This is a genomic window from Brevibacillus sp. LEMMJ03, from assembly GCF_007197875.1.
Lineage (GTDB): Bacteria > Bacillota > Bacilli > Brevibacillales > Brevibacillaceae > Brevibacillus > Brevibacillus thermoruber.
In genome coordinates this window covers 39,316-59,115 of the sequence record NZ_VKJN01000010.1, presented here as the reverse complement: position 1 = coordinate 59,115, position 19,800 = coordinate 39,316, and the positions used below count along the sequence as shown (strand labels likewise).

The window sequence follows — 19,800 nt, the reverse complement described above, 5'->3', positions numbered from 1 at the left end:
TTGTTTTGAATAAGCGGGAACAACGATGAAGCCACTGACGCCGGTCAGTGGCTTTTTTTGGCCGGTTGGCCTATGATCGGACAGCCCGGTAATGCGTCTTTAGTCTGCGGACCGTGCCGTGCCAGTTGAAGGCGGAGCGGACCCTTGCCCTGCCGTTGGCGACCAGCCGTCTCCGCAGCGCTGGATTGCTGCGGATGCGGGCGATGGCGCGGGCAAAAGCGGCCGGGCTGCCGGCCTGGTTGACCAGCAAGCCGCTGCGTCCGTGTACGACCACTTCCCGTATCCCGCCGCGATTGGAGGCGACAACGGGGATGCCGGACGCCATCGCCTCGGAGTTGACGGTGGCCAGGCCTTCGCGAAACAGGGTAGGGCAGACGAAGACGTCCCCGAGCTGAAACATCTGGTGCACGCGGGAAGGCGGCACGTAGCCCGTGAAGCGGACGGGGACGCGCAAGCGCTTGGACAGACTGCGGACGTACCGCATGTACGCCGTCTGCCGCCTCACACCAGGCCAGGAGGCGCCGACGGCCACCAAGCGGATGTTGGGAATGCGCCGTTTCAACAGGGCGACGGAGCGGATCAGGGTATGCAGCCCCTTGCCTCTGACCATTCGTCCGACGAACAGGACGTTGAAACTCCCGGCCAATCCCATGCGTCTCCGCAGACGCAGTTTCGACGCGGCCGACCAAGGGCGGAATTTTGCCGCATCCACCCCGGGGATGGCGGTGCGGAATTTGCGGGCGTGGGCGGGATAGCGCCGTCTCATCGTGTTGGTGACAAACGAAGAGACGGAAGTGACGCCGTTCACCTGACGGAGAATGGCATTGGCCCGCGGTTGGGACAGGCGGGACATGAAGGTGAGCGAGTGGAGCGACAGCATGATCGGCGTCCGGGGGAACACCTTTCGCACGTACGGAACAAATCGCGGCCGATTCTCAATCTGGATGATGTGAAACGACCGTCCCGCCACTTTGCCCAATGCGGAGCGCAGGTAGGCGAACGGCTTGCGGCTGGGGACGCGGATCACCAGCAAGTTGCCGCCGACGTACCGGCTGACGCGCGGCAAGCGGGGATGGCTGCGGCTGAGCAGCACGACCTTCTCGCTTTGCGCCATGCGCTTGAAAATGTTGTACGTGACGGATTCGACGGAGCCGCCTTTGATCGGGGGGACCGGCAGCTGCTCTGGACAGATAACCAGGATGCGCACCTCTTCACCCCTCCACGTGTACGAGTGTTGAGCTTATGCCCGTATATCCTATGTAGGGAAGGGGTGCGATCTCCTAGACGACTACCTGTTTTCGCAAAATAGGCCGCCCGTGCGGGGACACAAACGGCCTTGCGGGGCCCTAGCGGCCGGCCGCCCTCAGTTTCCGTTCCAATTCGGCGACGGTCAGGTTGTGCAGCTCCGCAAAGCCCGCCCCCCGCAGCGCGATTGTTCGCCCCTGGATGAGCGGATAAACGCCCTGCCAGATCCCGACGGCGCTTTTTACATCCGTGCCGGGAAGAGCCCGCAAAAACAGGACGTACCTGCCTTCGCCGAGCGGACCCGGGTAGATCAGGTTGATCGGATCGGGAGGAGGGGGCAGAGGCTGGACGCCGGTGCTGAGCAGCTTGACCGTCCGGGAACCCGATCCTTTCAGGAATCGTTCAATCTTCACCATCTGCACGAAATTGACCAGTCTCCCGGCGGCCACTCGTCTGCTTGTCGGGTATGACCGGTAGGTGGCGTCGGTCGTCCCGACGACGATCAGCGTGCTCTGGCGCACCAACTCCCGCACGTCTTTGACCGGAGTGGTGTCCACCCGCAGGTTGGCAATGCCCGGCTGGGCCGACGCCGGGACGGCTACCAGCAGCAGTACGATCAGAACGAGCAGTCCTTTTTTGCACACATTCAATCCCTCCCGCTAGACGGCACATTCCGTTTTAGTATGAACGCTGCCGCAAGCGATATACGATCCGGCACGATATACAGGAGAAACTGTCCTTTTTGTTGTAACAATATTTCGAAAAATGCCGCAAAATGGTATCATGGAACGTAGGGCTGCTAGATTTTTCAATCTGGCACAACACTAGGAGAAGGAGGGTATTATGAATCATTTACTCAAACGCACCGGGGTGTGGCTGCTGACGCTGCTGCTGCTGCTGAATGCGGCGGCGGTGCCGGCCTTCGCCCAAAACGCGGCGGCCGCAGCCGACCCGCTGACGGCCAACATCGACAAGCGGCTGGCCGACCTGGCACGGGACGAGAACAGCGTCGGTCTTCACGCCGGCATCGCCGTCTACGATTTGAACGAAAAGGCGTTTCTGTACCGGCACAACGCCCAGCGAACGTACGTACCCGCATCCAACCTGAAGCTGTTCACCACGATTGCGGCGCTGGACAAACTGGGCCCCGATTACCAATGGAAGACGGAGGTGTACGCGTCCGGCAGGCTGCTGCCGAGCGGCGTGCTCAACGGCGACCTGATCGTGAAAGGATACGGGGACCCCGGACTGTCCGTCGAAGACCTGCAGGGTATCGCCGCCGCCCTGAAAGAGAAGGGGCTGACCCAGGTGAACGGCAATCTGCTGGTGGACGACAGCTATTTCGATGACGTCCGCCTCGGCTCCGGCTGGATGTGGGATGACGAGCCATACGGCTACAGTGCCCAACTGAGCGCACTGGCGGTACATAAGAACAGCATCACCGTAACGGTCACGCCGGCAAAACAAGCGGGAGAGGCGCCGACGCTGACGATGGAGCCGGACACGTCCTACATCCGGCTGGTGAACAACCTGAAAACCGTCGAGGGCACCACAAGCGAGGTCAGTGTCGAGCGGCCGCGCGGCACAAATACGGTCGTCTTTTCCGGAACAATCGGCATCCAGGCCCAACCCTACCAGGAAGACGTGACGATGGAAGACCCCGCCCTGTTTGCGGCCGAAGTGTGGAAGCGGCAGTTGGCCGCCGCCGGGATCACGCTGCGTCCCCAGGCGAAAACGGCCAAAACCACGGTCACCACGGGCGTCCCGCTCCATACGCACCTGTCCAAACCGCTGTCCGAACTGCTCGTGGAGCTGAACAAGGAGAGCGACAACTTCTACGCCGAGATGTTGTTGAAGACGCTCGGGGCCACGCAAAAAGGGGAAGGCAGCGCCAAAGCGGGCAGCGAAGTGGTCGCCGACGTGCTGAAGCGGGCCGGCGTAGACGCCGGTTATCAGCAGGTGGACGGTTCCGGCCTGTCCCGCTTCAACTGGATCACCGCCGAGCAGATGGTCAAACTGCTCGCCTTCGTGCAGGAGCAGGAGTACCGGGATGCGCTGGAAACATCCCTGCCGATCGCCGGTGTGGACGGCACCTTGAAAAGCCGTCTGCAGGGAACGCCGGCGGAGCGGAACGTCATCGCCAAGACCGGCTCGATGGGAGGCGTGAACAGCCTGTCCGGGTACGTCACCGCCAAGAACGGCCACAAGCTGGCGTTTTCCATCCTGATCAACGGCATCTACAAATCGAAGTACGCCCGCGATCTGCAGGACCAGATCGCGATCCTGCTGGCCCAGTACCCGGAGCTGAGCGCACCGGACGGATACGAGGCGCAGGAGCCCGCCACCTACAAGCTCTCGGCGCTGTTGGACCCGATCCTCGACGGTGCCGATCAGTCCGGAATTACGGCGGGCGTGATCGTCAAGGCGCTGGACGAAACGGGGGACGATGCCGTCTGGTACGAGCGAAACGCCGACACGCTGATGACGCCGGCCTCCAACCTGAAGCTGCTGACTTCGGCTGCGAGTCTCATCCAGTTGGGGAGCGAGTATACATTCAAAACGGAGCTGTACGGGTCGGCGCCCCTGCCGAAAAACGGCGTGCTGAACGGCGATCTGTACGTCAAGGGCTACGGCGATCCCACCCTGCACACGGAGGACAGCCTGAAAGTGCAGGAAGGCGTTTCCGTCGAAGAGATCGCCGGCTGGCTGAAAGCGCAGGGCATCAAGCGGATCAACGGCAATCTCGTGCTGGACGACAGCTATTTTGATGACCAGCGGCTCGGCCTCGGCTGGGCCTGGGACGACGAGAGCTACTACTACAATCCGCTGATCGGCGCGCTGGCCCTCAACCGCGGCACAGTAATGGTAGAGTACCAGCCGGGCGCGAAAGCGGGAGCGGCGGTCCAGGTAAATCTGCTGCCCAAGACCGCGTACGTCAAGGTCATCAACGAAGCGAAAACGGTCGCGGCCGGTGAGGAAAACACCTTTGCCATCACGCGCGACCGAGGGACGAACACGATCCGCGTCACCGGAAACCTGCCGCTGGGAACGAAAGGCGACTACGAACGGGTACCGGTGGAAGAGCCCGCCTTGTACTTCGGCACGGTCCTGCGGGAGAAGCTGGAAAAGGAAGGGATCACCTTCGCCGGCAGCGGCAAGGTATCGGTCGGAACCGTTCCCGCCCAGGCGGTCAAGTGGACGGAGTTTGCGTCGCAGCCGCTTCGGGAGATCGTTTCCTACCTCAACAAGAAAAGCGACAATTTCTACGCCGAGATGCTGCTGAAAACGCTGGGCGCGGTCAAAGGCGAGGAAGGCAGCGCCGCCGCCGGAGCAACAATCGTGCGGGACACGGTCCAATCGCTCGGGGGCCCAACCAATTTCGACATGGTGGACGGCTCCGGTCTGACCCGCTACAACCTCATCTCCGCCCGCCACATCCTGTCGGTGCTGGAGGGAATGAGCAGGCAGGAGACCTTTGAGGCGTACTACGCCTCCCTGCCGGTGGCCGGCGTGGACGGCACGCTGCAAAACCGGATGAAGGGAACGGCGGCCGAACAGAACGTGCGCGCCAAGACAGGCTCCATGACGGGCGTAAACAGCCTGTCCGGCTACGTGACCACCTCGGACGGCAAGAAGCTGGCGTTCTCCATCCTGCTGAACGGGTATGCGAAAGACGGCAAAACCTTTACCGACATTCAGGACCAGATCGCCATCGCGCTCGCCTCTTTTCAAGACTGACAGAAAAAGGTGAACCCGCAAGCCGCTTGTCGGAAAGACGGCAAGTGGACTGCGGGTGTTTTCTATTAACGGAAAATTCGCGATTGTATACGGATTGAAAATTGTCGTATAATGAAAAACAAAAATAGAAAACGGAACAAAAATTCCGAATATCGGAACGGAGGGTGTGGTTTGTCGGAGATCAACAAAACGGTCCGCACGGCGGCGGATCTGCTTCATCTGTTTCTCGACCGCCGGCAGCTGCCGCTGTCGGAAACGGTCGAACATTCCGGTCACCCGAACACGTCCGTTCACGGTCTGGGATGGAGAAAACCGACAGGAGGGTATCGGCGATGAAGGTACATGTGGAACCGCTGGGCGATCATGCCGTGGTCGTCCGGTTCGGGACAAGCATTGACCCGCACATCCACGGGCAGGTGAAGCAATTTTCCGCATCCCTGGAGCAGGATCCGCTGCCCGGCATGGTGGAATACATCCCCGCTTATGCCACCGTCACGATTTTCTATGACCCCGTCGCGGTATACGAGCGGAACAAAGGCTGGCAGCGGACGGACGGGGGAAGCCGGCCGCCGTTTTCTCCCTACGAATGGTACTGCGGGCAGATCCGCGAAAGGCTGAACAGCCTGGGAGAAGTGGCCCCCGCCAGCGGTCGGGTGGTGAAGATCCCCGTTCTCTACGGGGGCGAAATGGGGCCCGACCTCGGAGAAGTGGCCCGCCACAACAACCTGACGGAGCAGGAAGTGATCGAAACGCATGCCTCAGGCGACTACCAGGTGTACATGATCGGGTTCGCGCCCGGATTTCCCTATATCGGGGGGATGCCGGAGAAAATCGCCACTCCCCGGAGACAGTCGCCCCGGCTGTCCATCCCCGCAGGTTCCGTCGGCATCGCCGGCAAGCAGACCGGCATCTATCCGCTGGAGACACCCGGAGGCTGGCAGATTATCGGCCGAACGCCGCTGAGGCTGTTCCGTCCGGAAGCGGATCCGCCCAGCCTGCTGCAGGCGGGGGACCGCGTCCGGTTTGTTCCCGTAACCGAAGAGGAATTTCGCGCATACGAGGAGGGATCGGCATGACGATGCGCGTCATCCGCCCCGGACTGCTGACGACGGTCCAGGATGCAGGGCGCTACGGCTATCAAAAACACGGCGTCATCGTGAGCGGGGCCATGGACCCGTTTGCCCACCGGGCCGCCAATCTGCTGGTGGGCAACCGCGATTCGGACGCCACGCTGGAAATGACGCTGATCGGGGCCGCCCTCGAATTCACGGAGGACGCGCTGATCGCCATCTGCGGCGCCGATTTGTCGCCCACGATCGATGGCGTTCCCGTGCCGCTGTGGAAACCGGTGTGGGTAAAAAAGGGCACCGTCCTGGAGTCGGGCGGCTGCCGTTTTGGGGCTCGCAGCTACCTGGCCGTGGCTGGGGGGATACAGGTGCCGGTGGTGATGAACAGCCGATCCACCTACCTGCGGGCCGGAATCGGCGGTCATGAGGGGCGGCCGCTTCGTGCCGGAGACGTTTTGAAATCCGGTCCGCTGCCGGAGCAGTCGGTTTTGATGATCCGCCACCTGCGCACGCACGCGGAGAATGGCGCGTTTGTCCCGGCGGAGTGGGGAATCGGCCCGGAACTGCTGCCGATGTACGATTCCCAACCGGTGATTCGGGCCATCCGCGGCAGTCAGTGGGATTGGTTTGCGGCAGACAGCCAGGAGGCGTTTTTTTCGCAGCCGTTTCGGGTCACGCCGCAATCGGACCGGATGGGCTACAGGCTGGAGGGACCTGTCTTGTCGCTTGTCCGGCAGACGGAGCTGATCTCCGAAGCCGTGTCGTTCGGCACGGTGCAGGTCCCGGCCGAGGGCAAGCCCATCGTGCTGCTGGCCGACCGACAGACGACGGGCGGCTACCCGAAAATCGCCCAGATTGCCAGTGTCGATCTGCCGCTCATCGCCCAGACCAAGCCGGGGGATGTGATCCGGTTCGTCGAAATCAGCCGGGCCGAAGCGGAGGCGCTGCTGCTGGACAGGGAGTGCAGCATTCGCCAGGCCAAGCTGGGCATTCAGTTCAAACTCGCATAGGAGGGATTTGCATGTACCGCGTGGATTTGAATTGCGACATGGGAGAGAGCTTCGGCGCCTACCGGATCGGGAACGATGAAGCGATCCTGCCGTACATCACGTCGGCCAACATCGCCTGCGGCTTTCACGCCGGCGATCCGGGCACGATGCGCCGGACGGTGAAGCTGGCGCTGGAACACGGCGTCATGATCGGCGCCCATCCGGGCCTGCCCGATCTGCAGGGCTTCGGCCGGCGCAACATGGCCATTTCCCCGCAGGAGGCGTACGATCTGGTCGTTTATCAAGTGGGAGCGCTGCAGGGGTTTGTGCAGGCGGAAGGCGGCGCGATGCAGCACGTGAAACCGCACGGCGCCCTGTACAACATGGCGGCCGCCAACCCGGAGCTGGCCCGGGCGATTGCCGAAGCCGTCTACCGGGTCAATCCGGAGCTCTACCTGGTTGGCCTCGCGGGCAGTCAGCTTGTTGCGCAGGGAGAAAAAATCGGCCTGCGGGTAAAGAGCGAGGTCTTTGCCGACCGCACCTATCAGCAGGACGGGTCGCTGACGCCGCGCAGCCAACCGGATGCGCTGATTGCCGATGACGAACAGGCGGTCTCCCAGGTGATCCGCATGGTCAAGGAAGGAAAGGTGACCACACGGCAGGGGACGGACATCGAGATTGCGGCGGAAACCGTCTGCATCCACGGCGACGGTCCGCACGCGCTGACGTTCGCCCGCAACATTCGCGCGGCGCTGGAAGCGTCAGGCATCGCGGTCAAGGCGATGAATCATCCAGCGTAGAGACAAACGGGGGGATATTTCATGAAAGCATCGAGAATCAGCTTGCTGTTGGGCGCCGCGTTTTTGATGGCTACGTCCGCCATCGGACCGGGCTTTCTGACGCAGACGACCGTTTTTACGCAAAAGTTGGCCGCCAGTTTTGGCTTTGTCATCCTGATGTCGATCCTGCTTGACATCGGGGCGCAGATGAACGTGTGGCGCATCATCGCGGTCTCGGAAAGGCGGGCCCAGGACGTCGCCAACCTGGTCCTGCCCGGCTTGGGGTACCTTGTCGCCCTACTGGTCGTCCTGGGCGGCCTGGCGTTCAACATCGGGAACGTCGCCGGAGCGGGTCTGGGATTGAACGTGCTGTTTGGCATGTCCGCAGAGACGGGGGCTTTGGTAAGTGCAATCATCGCCATCGGGATTTTCCTCGTGCGCGAGGCAGGCAAACTGATGGACCGATTTGCCCAGCTCATGGGCGTTGTCATGATTGCCCTGACCCTGTACGTCGCGGTCACCTCGTCGCCGCCTGTGGGTGAAGCGGTCATCAAAACCTTTGTTCCCGACACCATCGACGTGCTGGCGATCGTCACCCTGGTGGGCGGCACGGTCGGGGGATACATCACGTTTGCCGGCGGCCATCGTCTCCTGGACGCGGGCATCAAGGGGGTTTCCTCCTTGCCGGAAGTGACGAAAAGCTCCGTCTCCGGCATCGTCATCGCGTCTGTCATGCGCATCATCCTGTTTCTCGCGGCGCTGGGCATTGTAGCCCAGGGGCTGCAGTTGGACCCGTCCAATCCGCCCGCGTCCGTCTTTCAGTTGGCGGCAGGGCAGGTGGGGTACAAGATCTTCGGCGTCGTCATGTGGGCCGCGGCCATCACCTCGGTCATCGGCAGCGCCTACACATCAGTCTCGTTTATTCGTACGTTCCATGAAAAGATCGACCGTTTCCACAACTGGATCATCGTCGGCTTCATCGCCGTTTCCACGCTGGTCTTTGTGCTGGTCGGCCGTCCGGTGAAAATCCTCGTCCTGGTGGGGGCCCTGAACGGCTTGATCCTCCCGCTCACGCTCGGGGTCATGCTGATCGCCGCCTACCGCAAAAAAATCGTCGGGGATTACAAGCACCCGCTGTGGATGACCATCTTCGGCCTGATCGTCACCGTCACCATGGCGGTCATGGGCGTGTACACCATGGTGAACGAGCTGCCAAAACTGTTCCAATAATCGGAAAATGGTAGAGGCCGCAGGACGCTCGCCGCGCCGCCTGCGGTGTTTTCCGTGCGATTCACGACCGAATGGGAGGGATTGAGAATGAACGAGTTTACGTCGATGCATCCGAAAGAGGCCCGTCTGTTGATGCGGGAGGGGCGTTGGGACAAGCCGACGGCAGGAATGGCCGCCGGATATGCGCAGGCCAACCTGGTGATTTTGCCAAAGGCGCTCGCCTTCGACTTTTTGCTGTTCTGTCAGCGCAATCCGAAGCCGTGTCCCGTGCTGGATGTGACCGAACCCGGATCACCCGTTCCGGCACTGGTGGCTCCGGACGCCGACCTGCGCACCGATCTTCCCCGATACCGCGTGTACCGGAACGGTGAACTGACGGAGGAAGTCACCCGGATTGACCATTTGTGGCGGGAGGACATGGTCGCCTTTTTGCTGGGCTGCAGCTTTACCTTTGAGCAGGCGCTCCTGGACAGCGGCATTCCGGTTCGCCACATCGAACAAAACAGCAACGTGCCCATGTACGTGACCAATCTGGACTGTGCAAAGGCGGGCCGATTCTCCGGCCCGATGGTGGTCAGCATGCGGCCCATCCCGCACGATCAGGTGGTGCGGGCGGTACAGGTCACCTCCCGCTTTCCGGCGGTGCACGGGGCTCCCGTCCACATCGGCGACCCGCGGCAGATCGGGATTGCCGATGTAAACACCCCAGACTTTGGCGACCCCGTCCCGATTTATCCGGGCGAAGTGCCCGTCTTCTGGGCCTGCGGCGTGACGCCGCAAGCCGTGGCGATGCGCTGCAAGCCGGAGTTGATGATCACCCACGCTCCGGGGCACATGTTTATCACCGACCAACGGGACGCGCAGTACGGGGTCCTGTAACATGCGGCAGGCGCTGTCGACCATTCAGTGGGCCATGTTTATCCTCGCCGGCAGCGTGGTGGCTCCGCTTGCCATCGGGCAGGCGTACGGCATGACGCCGGCGGAAATCGCCGACTTTGTGCAGCGCTCGCTGTTTGTCCTGGGGGTCGTATCGGTCCTGCAGGCCCTCTGGGGACACCGTCTGCCCATCGCCGAAGGGCCCGCGGCGTTGTGGTGGGGCGTGTTTCTCCTGTTTGCTTCCCTGGCTCCCGCGATGGGACTCCATCCGCGCGAGGTGCTCCCCGCCCTGGAACTGGGTCTGATCGCAAGCGGCCTTATTTTCCTCGCCGTGAGCGCGTGCGGCTGGATGGACGCGATTCGCCGGCTGTTTTCGCCGACGGTGGTCGGCACTTATTTCCTCCTGCTGGTGGCGCAGATGAGCGGACCGTTTGTCACCGGCATCCTGGGCGCAAAATCGGGCGCGATTGACGGGAAAGCGGCGACGATTTCGCTCGCCACGCTCGCCGTGTCGCTGGTCCTTGCAAGGAGCCGGCACCAACTGCTGCGCAGCTATTCGGTGCTGATCGCCATCGCGTTTGGCTGGTCCTTGTTCGTCCTGGCGGGTCTGTACCACAAAATCGAAGCCCCGGCGGAGAACTGGGTAGCCCTGCCTCATTTGCTGTCGTGGGGATGGCCGCACGTTGACGGCGGAATCATGCTGACCTCGCTTATCGTCACCGTCCTTTTGTTGAGCAACCTGATCGCCAGCATGGAAGCGGTGGAACGGGTGGTCCACCCTGCCGAGCCCGTCAGCGCCAACCGGTCCGGCCTGATCATGGGCATCAGCCAACTGCTGTCCGCCGCGTTTTCCACGATCGGCTTCGTGCCGGTTTCCTACACGGCCGGCTTTATCCTGACCACGCGGATGAAGGAAAAATGGCCGTTTCTGATGGGCAGTCTGCTGCTGGTGGCGGTCAGTTTCGTTCCGGCGGTCACGCTGTGGTTTGCCTCGATTCCCGTCTCGGTAGGGTACGCCAGCGTGTTTCTCTCGTTTGCCAACATGATTGGCATGGGCATCCGGGAGATCGCCAAAAGCGGGCTGGATGAACGGCAGGGATATATCGTCGGCGTTGCGCTGATGGCCGGTGTCGGCTGCATGTTTTTGCCCGCCTCATTCCTGGCGCAGCTTCCGCCCTACATCAGTCCGCTCGTCAGCAACGGGCTGCTGATGGGCGTGCTGATCTGCATGGCGCTGGAGTGGCTGGTCCGCTCGCAGCCTGCATTCAGCCGGGAAAGCGAATGATTCTTTCCATTTTTCTGCAAACGTGGTATGATAACAGACGGAACAAATGTTCGAGTCAGGGGGAAGGGCGAATGGAATGCGTGCTGGACGACGTGACGGTTCATTATGTAGAGTACGGTGAGGGATTCCCTGTAGTGATGCTGCACGGATTCTCACCCGATCATCGGCTGATGACGGGCTGCATGGAGCCTGTCTTCGCCGACCGCCCGGGCTGGCGGCGGATCTATCTGGACCTCCCCGGGATGGGACGGACCAAAGGAGCGGACTGGATCACAGGATCGGACGACATGCTGGCGGTCGTCGAGCGGGTGGTGGAGCGGCTGATACCGCCCGGGGCGCCGTTTTTGGTCGCGGGTGAATCCTACGGAGGCTATCTCGCCAGGGGGTTGCTCACCCGGCAGGCGCATCGAATGGCCGGGATGCTGCTGATCTGTGCGGCCATTCACGCGGAAAAGGAAAAACGGGACCTGCCCCCCTTTACCGTGCTGGCTCGGGATGAGAAACTGCTGGCCGAGCTGACGCCGGAAGAGCGAGAGGAGTTTGCCTCCATTGCCGTCGTGCAGGACCGCTACAACTGGGAGCGCTTTGAGCGGGAAATCCTCTCCGGCGTGCGGATGGCCGACATGCGCTTTCTGGAAAAGCTGAAGCGGCGGTACGCGTTTTCATTTGACGTGGAACCGCTGGTCGGGCGGTATGACAAACCGGTGCTGATCCTGACCGGACGGCAGGATGACCGCACGGGGTACCGGGACGCGTGGACGATCCTGGAGCATTTTCCGCGGGCCAGCTTCGTCGTGTTGGATCGCGCGGGCCACAACCTGCAGATCGAGCAAAGCCGGCTGTTTACCGCTCTCGTTCACGAATGGCTGGACCGCGTGGAGGAGGAGCTGCGCAGGGAAAACCGGTAGTCTGCGTCGCACAGACTGCCGGTTTTTTTCCGCCAACATCTGCAGCACCTGCCGCCCCCGTCCGTCGTCAGCACGAGTATCAATTCCAGCGTGCAGGCCACAGGACACGACGTACCATCCTGTACAGGAGCTGATTTTTTTAAAATAAATTGAAATCATTCACTTTCTTGAACATTACGAATATCGCGTTACTACTGGATTCGCGACGGAAAAGTTGATAGAATCCCTCTCGATATGGGAGGAGGGAACTGCACCGTGAAACATACGCTGTCCAAAAAGGACATGGTCCTGATCAGTTTTATGCTGTTTTCCATGTTTTTTGGGGCGGGAAATCTCATTTTTCCGCCGTTTCTCGGCCAATCGGCCGGCGAGCAGGTGTGGCTTTCCCTCGCAGGCTTTCTGCTGTCGGCGGTTGGGCTGCCGATTCTCGGGGTGGTGGCCATCGCCAAGGCGGGCAGCTTTTCCGCGTTGGCCAAACGCGTGCATCCGGTCTTTGCCTGGCTGTTCCCGCTCTTGATCTACGTCTCGATCGGTCCGGGTCTGGCGATTCCGCGCGCGGGAAGCCTGGCGTTCGAGATGGGAATGGCGCCGTTTCTGCCGGCTACCTGGTCCGCGCAGCCGTGGGGGCTGGCCGTTTACTCCGCCGTCTTTTTCGCGGTGGTCTTCTGGCTGAGCCTGTCCCCGTCCAAGCTGGTGGATCGCTTCGGCAAGCTGTTGACCCCGACGCTGTTGGCGATCATTGTGCTCATCTTTGCCAAAAGCCTGCTGTCTCCGATGGGGCCGTCGGCGCAGCCTGTCGGGCCGTACGCAGAACATCCCGCGTTTCAGGGGTTTTTGGACGGGTACCTGACCATGGACGCGCTGGCCGCTTTGGTCTTCGGCATTGTCGTGGCCAACACGCTGCGCGCCAAGGGCATCGAAGACAAAGGCCGCCTGTCCGTCTACATGATCGGCGCCGGTCTGGGGGCGGGCGTGCTGTTGGGCGTCATTTACGTGATGCTGGGGATGATCGGTTCCGCCAGTTCGTTTTTGGGAAAAGCGGACAACGGGGCGCAGATTCTGACCAGCGTGATGGGCTACCTGTTCGGCCCCAGCGGGAAAGTTCTCCTGGGCGTCGTGTTTACGGTGGCTTGTCTCTGCGTTTCCATCGGCCTGGTCACCTCGTGCAGCCAGTACTTCAACAGCCTGCTGCCGCGCCTCTCGTACCGGGCCTGGGTGAGCGTCCTCTGTCTCGTAAGCATGGCGATTGCCAACCTCGGGCTGACGCAAATTCTCGCGGTCTCCGTACCGATCCTGGGAGCGATCTATCCGGTCGCCATCGTCCTCATCCTGCTGGCGCTGGCCGACCGCGTCATCTCCGCCCGCTCGTTCGTCTACGTGACCACGGTCAGTCTGGTGGCGCTGTTTGGCGTGATCGATCTGATCAATGCGACGGCGGGGGATCACCGCTGGGACACCTGGCTGAACGCGCTGCCGCTGTACGCGCAGGGAGCCGGCTGGGTGATGCCAGCGCTGCTCGGGGGCTGCGCCGGAATGCTGCTTGATTTCGGCAGACGCAGTCGGGGCGAAAGAAGAGAAGAGCAGCCGTCCTAAGACGGCCGTGCAGGGGGGAGGAAGCAGACGATTCTGCTTTTTCCGCCCTTTTTGTTTGCCCCGCATCTCACTCAGGAAGCGCGGGATTCACCGTGGCGAAACCTCGTGCATGTGCCCTTGTTTTTGCGGGCGGCCGTGACTTTTCGCCCGTACGTTCGTAGTAACCAAGGGAACGCCACATGGAGAGACACGGGAGAGACGAAAGCGAGAAAGGATGACGCGAGTGAAAGCATCACCCGTTTCGGCCGAAGAGAGGATTGCCGAACTGGATGTTCTGCGCGGCTTTGCCCTGTTTGGCATCTTTTTGGTCAACATGCCCACTTTCCTGCAGCCGGACCTGTTCCTGCCGGAAGACCGTCTGCCGCTGTCGCACACGGCCCTGGACGAATGGATCCGCCTGCTGTTTGACATGTTTGTCCAGGCCAAGTTTTACACCATTTTTTCGTTTTTGTTCGGAGCCGGATTTTACTTGTTCATGAGCCGGGCGGAGCAGAAGGGACATCCGGCCACACGGCTTTACCTGCGCCGCTTGACGGTGCTGATGCTGTTCGGGGTGGTCCACCTGCTGTTCTTCTGGTACGGGGACATTCTCCACACCTATGCGCTGGCGGGCCTGTGTTTGCTCTGGTTTTACAAGAGACAGGAAGCGTCCATACGCCGCGCGGCGCTCCTTCTGCTCATCGGGTGGAACCTGCTGATGGCGCTGACGCTGCTGGTTCCCGGGGAATCCTCGTACAGCGCCGAAACATGGCAGCGGGCACGGGAAGCGATCACGGTGTACAACCAGGGGGGACCGGCAGAATGGCTGCAGTTCCGCTGGACCCATGAAATGCCGATCGTTTTGGAGTACGAGTGGATGAACGTACTGTCCGTCCTGCCGCTGTTTTTGATGGGACTGTACGCAGCCAAAAAAGGCGTCTTTCATCGTCCCGAACAGCATGCTGCCGCCATCAAGCGCGTCTGGTTGCTGGCGCTGGCCGCGAGCGTTCCGCTGGTGGCGATGATTCCGCCTGTTCAATCCGGCGCCGTGGACCTGCCCGCACCGCCCGAGCTGGCCGTGCTGGTCTTTATCGAGTGGAGCGGCCTGTCGCTGTGCGCGTTGTACATCACGTCGCTGCTTCTGCTGCTGCGGACGGGGCGGGGACGGAAGCTGCTGGCACCGCTTGCGCCCGTGGGGCGAATGGCCCTGACCAACTACCTGGCTCAAACCGTCCTGTCGCTGGGGATTGCGCGGCTCTTCCACCTTTACGGGCAGCCGGAGATGTGGCTCGGACTTGTGCTGTGCCTTGTGATTTTTCCGCTGCAGACGGCGTGGAGCCGCTGGTGGCTTTCCCGCTATCGTTTCGGACCGCTGGAATGGCTGTGGCGCTGTTTGACATATGGTTTTGTCCCACCGATGAAAAGATGAGGCGGAGCAGCATCGGTCATCCGCCCGCGCAGGACTTGCGGCAGCCGCGGTGGAGCGGTAAGATGGGATTGTCTGTTTTGCACGAAAGGTAGAAAGGTTTGGTAACGAGTCAATGGCCCGAAAAGAACGAATTGTCGAACTGGACGCGGTTCGCGCTTTTGCCTTTTTGGCAGTGGTGTATCAGCACGTGATCGGCGTCTACATGCGAAAGCCCGGAGTGGACGAGATGACGGCGTTTCTTTACGGGAAGCTGTTCCATCTGCTCAAGTTTGCCGTCCCGGCTTTCGTCTTTATTACCGGCCTGGTCCTGTTTTACAACTACTACGAACGGGTGAACTACCCCGGCTTTATCCGCAAGCGGTTCACCGAGATCGTCGTGCCTTACGCGATCTGGTCGCTGATCTACATGGTGTGGCATCGGGACGTGACCGGGTGGGACGTCTCGACGCTCGTCGGCGTGGTCCAAAAGTTGATCACGGGCAGCGCCTCGTACCACCTGTGGTTTGTTGTCATGATCTTCCAGTTTTACCTGCTGTACCCGCTGCTTTTGAAAGGCTTCAAGGCGGCAAAACAACGCTTGTCCGGCCGCGCGGGAAAGGTGGCCGCCGTCGGTGCGGCGGCGTTGCTGTACGCGGGACTGATGTGGGTGTCGGCCCGCTATCTGCCGGCTCATCCGTTCCGTTTTGACGCGGCTTGGCTGGACGCATACCTGATCACGTACAGGGACCGCAACTTCCTGTTTTACTCCTTTTATTTCCTGCTGGGCGGGATGGTCGCGCTGGCGCTGCCCGCGTTCCGCTCGCTGCTGCAGCGCCGCTGGCCCTACCTGCTGGCTGTGTTTGCCGCCGCCTACGCGTACATCGGCTATGAGCTGGTCAGGGATTCGGGCGGCTTTTTGGTCAACCTCAACGTGGCCACGTCGCTGAAGCCGTCCATGTTTTTCTATACGGTGGCCCAACTGCTGCTGGTCTACCTGCTGGCCGTCCTGCTGACAAAGCGGGACTCGCGCTGGACTGCCTGGTTCTCCATGATCGGCCGGAATTCGTACGGGGCGTATCTGGTTCACGCCCTCGTGCTCACGTACGTGATGAAGGGATTGAACGTCTGGGAGGTCACCGGCAGCACCATGCTTGGCAGCGTGTTCGCGTTTCTGCTCTGTTCGGCGGCTTCGATCGCCCTCTCGTACGGACTGGCCAAACTGCCGTTCGGCGCATGGCTGGTCGGAGCGGCAGAAAAAAAGCGGGCCACCGCGCCGGGGCAATCGGAACGGCAGTGGAAGCAGGCGATGTAAGAGGTTGAAACGAAAAGGCTTCTCTCATCCGCGGATGGGGGAAGCCTTTTTTGGCATTTGGCCAGTCGGATTGACAATTTCCACGCAGCATGCATATACTTAGCTAGGTAAATAATTGGCGGGGGAAGGTGTCACCGTGTACGGACACAAGGTCAATCAACTGGGCAGGCGTTTTTCCAAGACGCTGAACGAACGGCTGACCCCGCTCGGGCTGTTCACGGCGCAGTGGGCCGTCGTCGTGCGGCTGCTGGAAGGGCCGGCCACTCAGACGGAGTTGTGCCAATACCTGTGCGTGGAAGCGCCGACCATGACCCGCACGCTGGCCCGGATGGAGCAGGCGGGATGGATCGAGCGGCACTGCGGTGCGGACAAACGGGAGCGGCGGGTGGCTCTTACGGAGAAAGCCCGGGCGATGGCGGACGAGTGGATGCGCGCATCGGACTTCGTCGAAGCGAAAGCGGTGCGGGGGATTTCCGCTGACGAGCTGGCTGTGTTTTCCAGCGTGATTGATCGCATGATGAACAATCTGAGTGAATCGTAGAGAGAGCCGCAGCAGGCGGCAGGATAGGAGAGGAGCAGAGATCGCAATGAAGCGAAAACAAGAAAGGATGAGGCGTGCGGGGGTTATCGGCGCCAAGCTGGTGCTGTTTGTCGCCGGTTTGATGGTGCTGGCGCTGGGCGCCGTGTTGTTGATGCGTGCCGCGGTGGGCGCGGCCACCTGGGACGTGCTGCACATCGGACTGGCCGGGCTGACGGGCTGGTCGATCGGCTCGTGGGTGCAGATCGTCGGCATCGCGATGATCGGCATGGCGTGTGTGCTGGACCGCCAGTGGCCGCGTATCGGCAGCGTCGCCAACATCCTCTTGATCGGCTATTTTGTCAACGGGTTTCTCGACGCCGGGATCGTGCCGACGTTTTCATCCTTGTGGGCCCGGTTTGCGCTGCTTTTTGCGGGCATTGTGCTGATGGGGATCGGGTCCGGCATGTACGTGGCTTCCGGCATCGGGGCGGGTCCACGAGACGGGCTGACGCTTTCCCTGGCCCGGCTGACCGGCCGGTCGATCCGGCTTGTCCGCACCTTTCTGGAAGGGATCGCGCTCTTGTGCGGCTGGCTGGCGGGCGGTCCCGTCTCCGTGGGAACGTTTGTCTCCGTGTTCCTGATTGGTCCGGTCATGCAGGCCTCGCTCGGCTTTTGGCGCAGCCAGGTACAGCGCTGGGAACGCTGGGGCGGGGAACAGGCGGGACCGCAGGCGATCCCGCCCGTTCAAGGCCAGGCGGAGCACGCCTCCTGACCGGGAAGCGAAAAAGAAAAAGCGTTTTGGCGCTGATGCCAAAACGCTTTTTTGGTGGGCAGTGCTGCTGTCATCGGCTATTTTTGTCCCTGCAGGTCTTTTACCCCGCTGTACACCAGGTTGAACAGGTCCTCGATGTTCTCCTCTTCGATGCAGGAAAAGGCGATGCGCAGATCGGTGTCTCCGAGGGCGATCGTGCCGACGCCGTATTTCTCCAGCAAATGGGTGCGGAGTTCTTCCGCGTTGACGGTTTTCAGCTTGAGGCACATGAAGTAGCCGGAGTTGAACGGATAGTAGGTCCAGGCGTCGTCAAACCGGCCGCTGTCGAGCAGCTCTTTGACGCGGTTGGCCCGGCGCTTCATGATCTCGAATTTTTCCCGCTTTTGCGCCTGGAACTCCGGCGCGTTCAGCGCACGCAGGACAAAGGTCTGCGACGGATGCGGACCGCTGGAGATGGTCGCGCGGATGATGCCGAGCGTTTTCTGTTCCAGCGCGGCGAGCACCGCTTCGCTGGATGCGCCGTAAGTGATGAAGCCGACGCGGAATCCCCAGACGTATTCCTCCTTGGTGGCGCCGTCCACTTTTACCGGCAGCACGCGCGGATGCAGGCCGCACAGGTCGGCAAACAGGGATTCGCGCAGCGAGTCTTCGAAGAACAGGCTGAAGTACGCGTCATCCGTAACGGCCACGATGTTGATGCCGGCCTCGGCCGCTTCCTTCAGCGCGGCAACGATCTGCCTGCCTTCCTCGATGCCCGGCGTGTAGCCCGTCGGGTTGTTGGGGAAGTTGAGCACGACGATGGCCTTGCCTTTTTCCTTTTGCGCCAGGACGGCATCACGCAGGCCGGCTGCGTTAAACTTCATGTCCGCGTCGTAGAGCGGGTAGTAGACCAGTTCCGCTCCGCGGCGGACGGAGAAGGTGAGCTCGTAGTTTTCCCAGTTTTTGTCCGGCAGAATTACGGCGTCTCCGGGGCCTGCGAACAGATCGGCGACCACGCTCAGGCCGTGGGTCAGCGCGTTGGTGACGATCGGATTGCCAAAGGTTTTATCCGCGAGCGACGGCTGTTCCTCGATCAACTTTTTCCGCCATGCCGCGCGCAGTTCCGGTTTTCCCGCGGGCGGCGCGTACTCGTACAGATCCTTGGGATCGTAGGCGGACAAGGTGCTTTGAATCACGTCCAGATGCATCGGCTGGCCGTTTTCCAACGCGATTCCGATCGTGGCGTTGTATTTGCGCCCTTTTGCTTTTGCTTCGGCAGACTGGCTGAGAATGCCTTCCTTGGGAAAGTAGATGAGTTTGCCCAGATCGGACAGCATGGCATAGACGTGCGGATTTTCGCGCTGAAGCGTTTCGTTGAGCTTTGCTGCCAATGAATGCATGGTTTCCTCCCTCTTCGTTTCCATCAACATCTTGTTTACCATTAAAGATAGCGCATATAAGTGTGTTTGTCGATTGGAAAAACGGGCGGCAGCGGGATCTGATCAATTGACGGACGGGAGACGCATTTGATACGGTGAATACACGACAGTTTTCAAACGAGAGGAGAACAGGCATGGCAGAACGGCTCATCGTGAAATTGGGCGATCCGGTGCTGCGGGAAATCTCGAAGCCGGTGACCGCCGTCACGAAAAACGTGGAAAAAATCCTGAACGACATGGCGGACACCATCTACGCCGACGAGGGCAGGGCGGGGTTGTCCGCGATCCAGATCGGCATACCGAAACGGCTGGTCGTGATGGACTGCGGTACCGGCCTGGTGGAGCTGATCAACCCGTACATCGTGGAAAGAAAAGGGGAAGAGACGGGGACCGAAGGGTGCTTGTCCATTCCCGGCGTGGTCGGCCGGGTGAAACGGGCCTCGTACGTGAAGGTAAAAACGCTGAACCGGGCGGGTGAAGAAGTGGTCCTCGAAGCGGACGGTTATTTGGCCCGCTGCATCCAGCACGAAATCGACCATCTGAATGGAATCCTGTACATCGACTACGTCAACGTCCTGTATGACGCCAACACCGGCAAGCGGCTGAAACCGGAAGCCGCCAATCCGATCCTCGCGCACAAACGCGCATGGGTCCGGTAAACCGGTCTGCCCAGCGATGACG

The 19,800-nt window shown here is 61.2% G+C and carries 18 protein-coding genes; 15 read left to right on the top strand and 3 right to left on the bottom strand.

Features of this window, described 5'->3' with window-relative positions; genetic code table 11:
* Nucleotides 1-70 precede the first annotated feature (70 nt).
* Nucleotides 71-1,207 carry a glycosyltransferase family 4 protein gene (locus FOI68_RS13925; protein ID WP_143863524.1) on the bottom strand — a complete coding sequence of 379 codons (1,137 nt, stop codon included), beginning with the start codon at nucleotides 1,205-1,207 and terminating at the stop codon, nucleotides 71-73.
* 139 nt (nucleotides 1,208-1,346) lie between these two features.
* A complete protein-coding gene (locus tag FOI68_RS13920) occupies nucleotides 1,347-1,889 on the bottom strand; it encodes a hypothetical protein (RefSeq protein WP_029099184.1) in 543 nt (180 codons plus the stop codon).
* A gap of 199 nt (nucleotides 1,890-2,088) precedes the next feature.
* Here FOI68_RS13920 and dacB point away from each other — a divergent pair, with 199 nt between their 5' ends.
* From dacB to FOI68_RS13855, 14 genes are all read left to right on the top strand, one after another.
* Nucleotides 2,089-4,983, top strand: coding sequence for a D-alanyl-D-alanine carboxypeptidase/D-alanyl-D-alanine endopeptidase (gene dacB / locus FOI68_RS13915; RefSeq protein WP_143863523.1), 2,895 nt, complete (start codon nucleotides 2,089-2,091; stop codon nucleotides 4,981-4,983).
* A gap of 171 nt (nucleotides 4,984-5,154) precedes the next feature.
* Complete coding sequence (locus FOI68_RS23515) at nucleotides 5,155-5,319, top strand: hypothetical protein (protein ID WP_185973952.1); 165 nt, start codon at nucleotides 5,155-5,157, stop codon at nucleotides 5,317-5,319.
* The gene (pxpB, locus tag FOI68_RS13910) at nucleotides 5,316-6,059 is read left to right on the top strand and encodes a 5-oxoprolinase subunit PxpB (protein WP_143863522.1); all 744 of its coding nucleotides are present in this window, start codon (nucleotides 5,316-5,318) and stop codon (nucleotides 6,057-6,059) included. The genes FOI68_RS23515 and pxpB overlap by 4 nt, the downstream gene beginning before the upstream one ends.
* Complete coding sequence (locus tag FOI68_RS13905; protein ID WP_143863521.1) at nucleotides 6,056-7,060, top strand: 5-oxoprolinase subunit C family protein; 1,005 nt, start codon at nucleotides 6,056-6,058, stop codon at nucleotides 7,058-7,060. The genes pxpB and FOI68_RS13905 overlap by 4 nt, the downstream gene beginning before the upstream one ends.
* Nucleotides 7,061-7,071: 11 nt before the next feature.
* On the top strand, nucleotides 7,072-7,839 hold the full coding sequence (locus FOI68_RS13900; protein ID WP_044898126.1) for a LamB/YcsF family protein: 768 nt from the start codon (nucleotides 7,072-7,074) through the stop codon (nucleotides 7,837-7,839).
* 21 nt (nucleotides 7,840-7,860) lie between these two features.
* A complete protein-coding gene (locus FOI68_RS13895; RefSeq protein WP_065066404.1) occupies nucleotides 7,861-9,048 on the top strand; it encodes an NRAMP family divalent metal transporter in 1,188 nt (395 codons plus the stop codon).
* Between the two features lie 87 nt (nucleotides 9,049-9,135).
* A complete protein-coding gene (locus FOI68_RS13890; RefSeq protein ID WP_044898127.1) occupies nucleotides 9,136-9,927 on the top strand; it encodes a putative hydro-lyase in 792 nt (263 codons plus the stop codon).
* A 1-nt stretch (nucleotide 9,928) separates the two neighbouring features.
* Nucleotides 9,929-11,209: a purine/pyrimidine permease gene (locus FOI68_RS13885; RefSeq protein WP_143863520.1), complete on the top strand. Its 1,281-nt coding sequence runs from the start codon at nucleotides 9,929-9,931 to the stop codon at nucleotides 11,207-11,209.
* Between the two features lie 71 nt (nucleotides 11,210-11,280).
* Nucleotides 11,281-12,117, top strand: a complete 837-nt coding sequence (locus FOI68_RS13880) for an alpha/beta fold hydrolase (RefSeq protein ID WP_044898129.1) — start codon at nucleotides 11,281-11,283, stop codon at nucleotides 12,115-12,117.
* Nucleotides 12,118-12,399: 282 nt separating this feature from the next.
* Complete coding sequence (gene brnQ, locus FOI68_RS13875; RefSeq protein WP_255433497.1) at nucleotides 12,400-13,710, top strand: branched-chain amino acid transport system II carrier protein; 1,311 nt, start codon at nucleotides 12,400-12,402, stop codon at nucleotides 13,708-13,710.
* A 214-nt stretch (nucleotides 13,711-13,924) separates the two neighbouring features.
* Nucleotides 13,925-15,118 (top strand): DUF418 domain-containing protein, encoded by a 1,194-nt coding sequence (locus FOI68_RS13870; protein WP_255433479.1) that lies wholly within the window; start codon nucleotides 13,925-13,927, stop codon nucleotides 15,116-15,118.
* Nucleotides 15,119-15,230: 112 nt separating this feature from the next.
* Nucleotides 15,231-16,409, top strand: a complete 1,179-nt coding sequence (locus FOI68_RS13865; protein WP_143863517.1) for an acyltransferase — start codon at nucleotides 15,231-15,233, stop codon at nucleotides 16,407-16,409.
* A gap of 136 nt (nucleotides 16,410-16,545) precedes the next feature.
* The gene (locus tag FOI68_RS13860; RefSeq protein WP_255433478.1) at nucleotides 16,546-16,950 is read left to right on the top strand and encodes a MarR family winged helix-turn-helix transcriptional regulator; all 405 of its coding nucleotides are present in this window, start codon (nucleotides 16,546-16,548) and stop codon (nucleotides 16,948-16,950) included.
* A gap of 46 nt (nucleotides 16,951-16,996) precedes the next feature.
* Complete coding sequence (locus tag FOI68_RS13855) at nucleotides 16,997-17,701, top strand: YczE/YyaS/YitT family protein (RefSeq protein WP_185973951.1); 705 nt, start codon at nucleotides 16,997-16,999, stop codon at nucleotides 17,699-17,701.
* Between the two features lie 77 nt (nucleotides 17,702-17,778).
* Here the strand turns inward: FOI68_RS13855 and FOI68_RS13850 are convergent, their stop codons facing one another.
* Nucleotides 17,779-19,080, bottom strand: coding sequence for an aminotransferase class I/II-fold pyridoxal phosphate-dependent enzyme (locus tag FOI68_RS13850; RefSeq protein ID WP_143863515.1), 1,302 nt, complete (start codon nucleotides 19,078-19,080; stop codon nucleotides 17,779-17,781).
* A gap of 173 nt (nucleotides 19,081-19,253) precedes the next feature.
* On the opposite strand from FOI68_RS13850, the gene def reads away from it, so the two are divergent.
* Nucleotides 19,254-19,778 carry a peptide deformylase gene (gene def, locus FOI68_RS13845; protein ID WP_035297612.1) on the top strand — a complete coding sequence of 175 codons (525 nt, stop codon included), beginning with the start codon at nucleotides 19,254-19,256 and terminating at the stop codon, nucleotides 19,776-19,778.
* Nucleotides 19,779-19,800 lie beyond the last annotated feature (22 nt).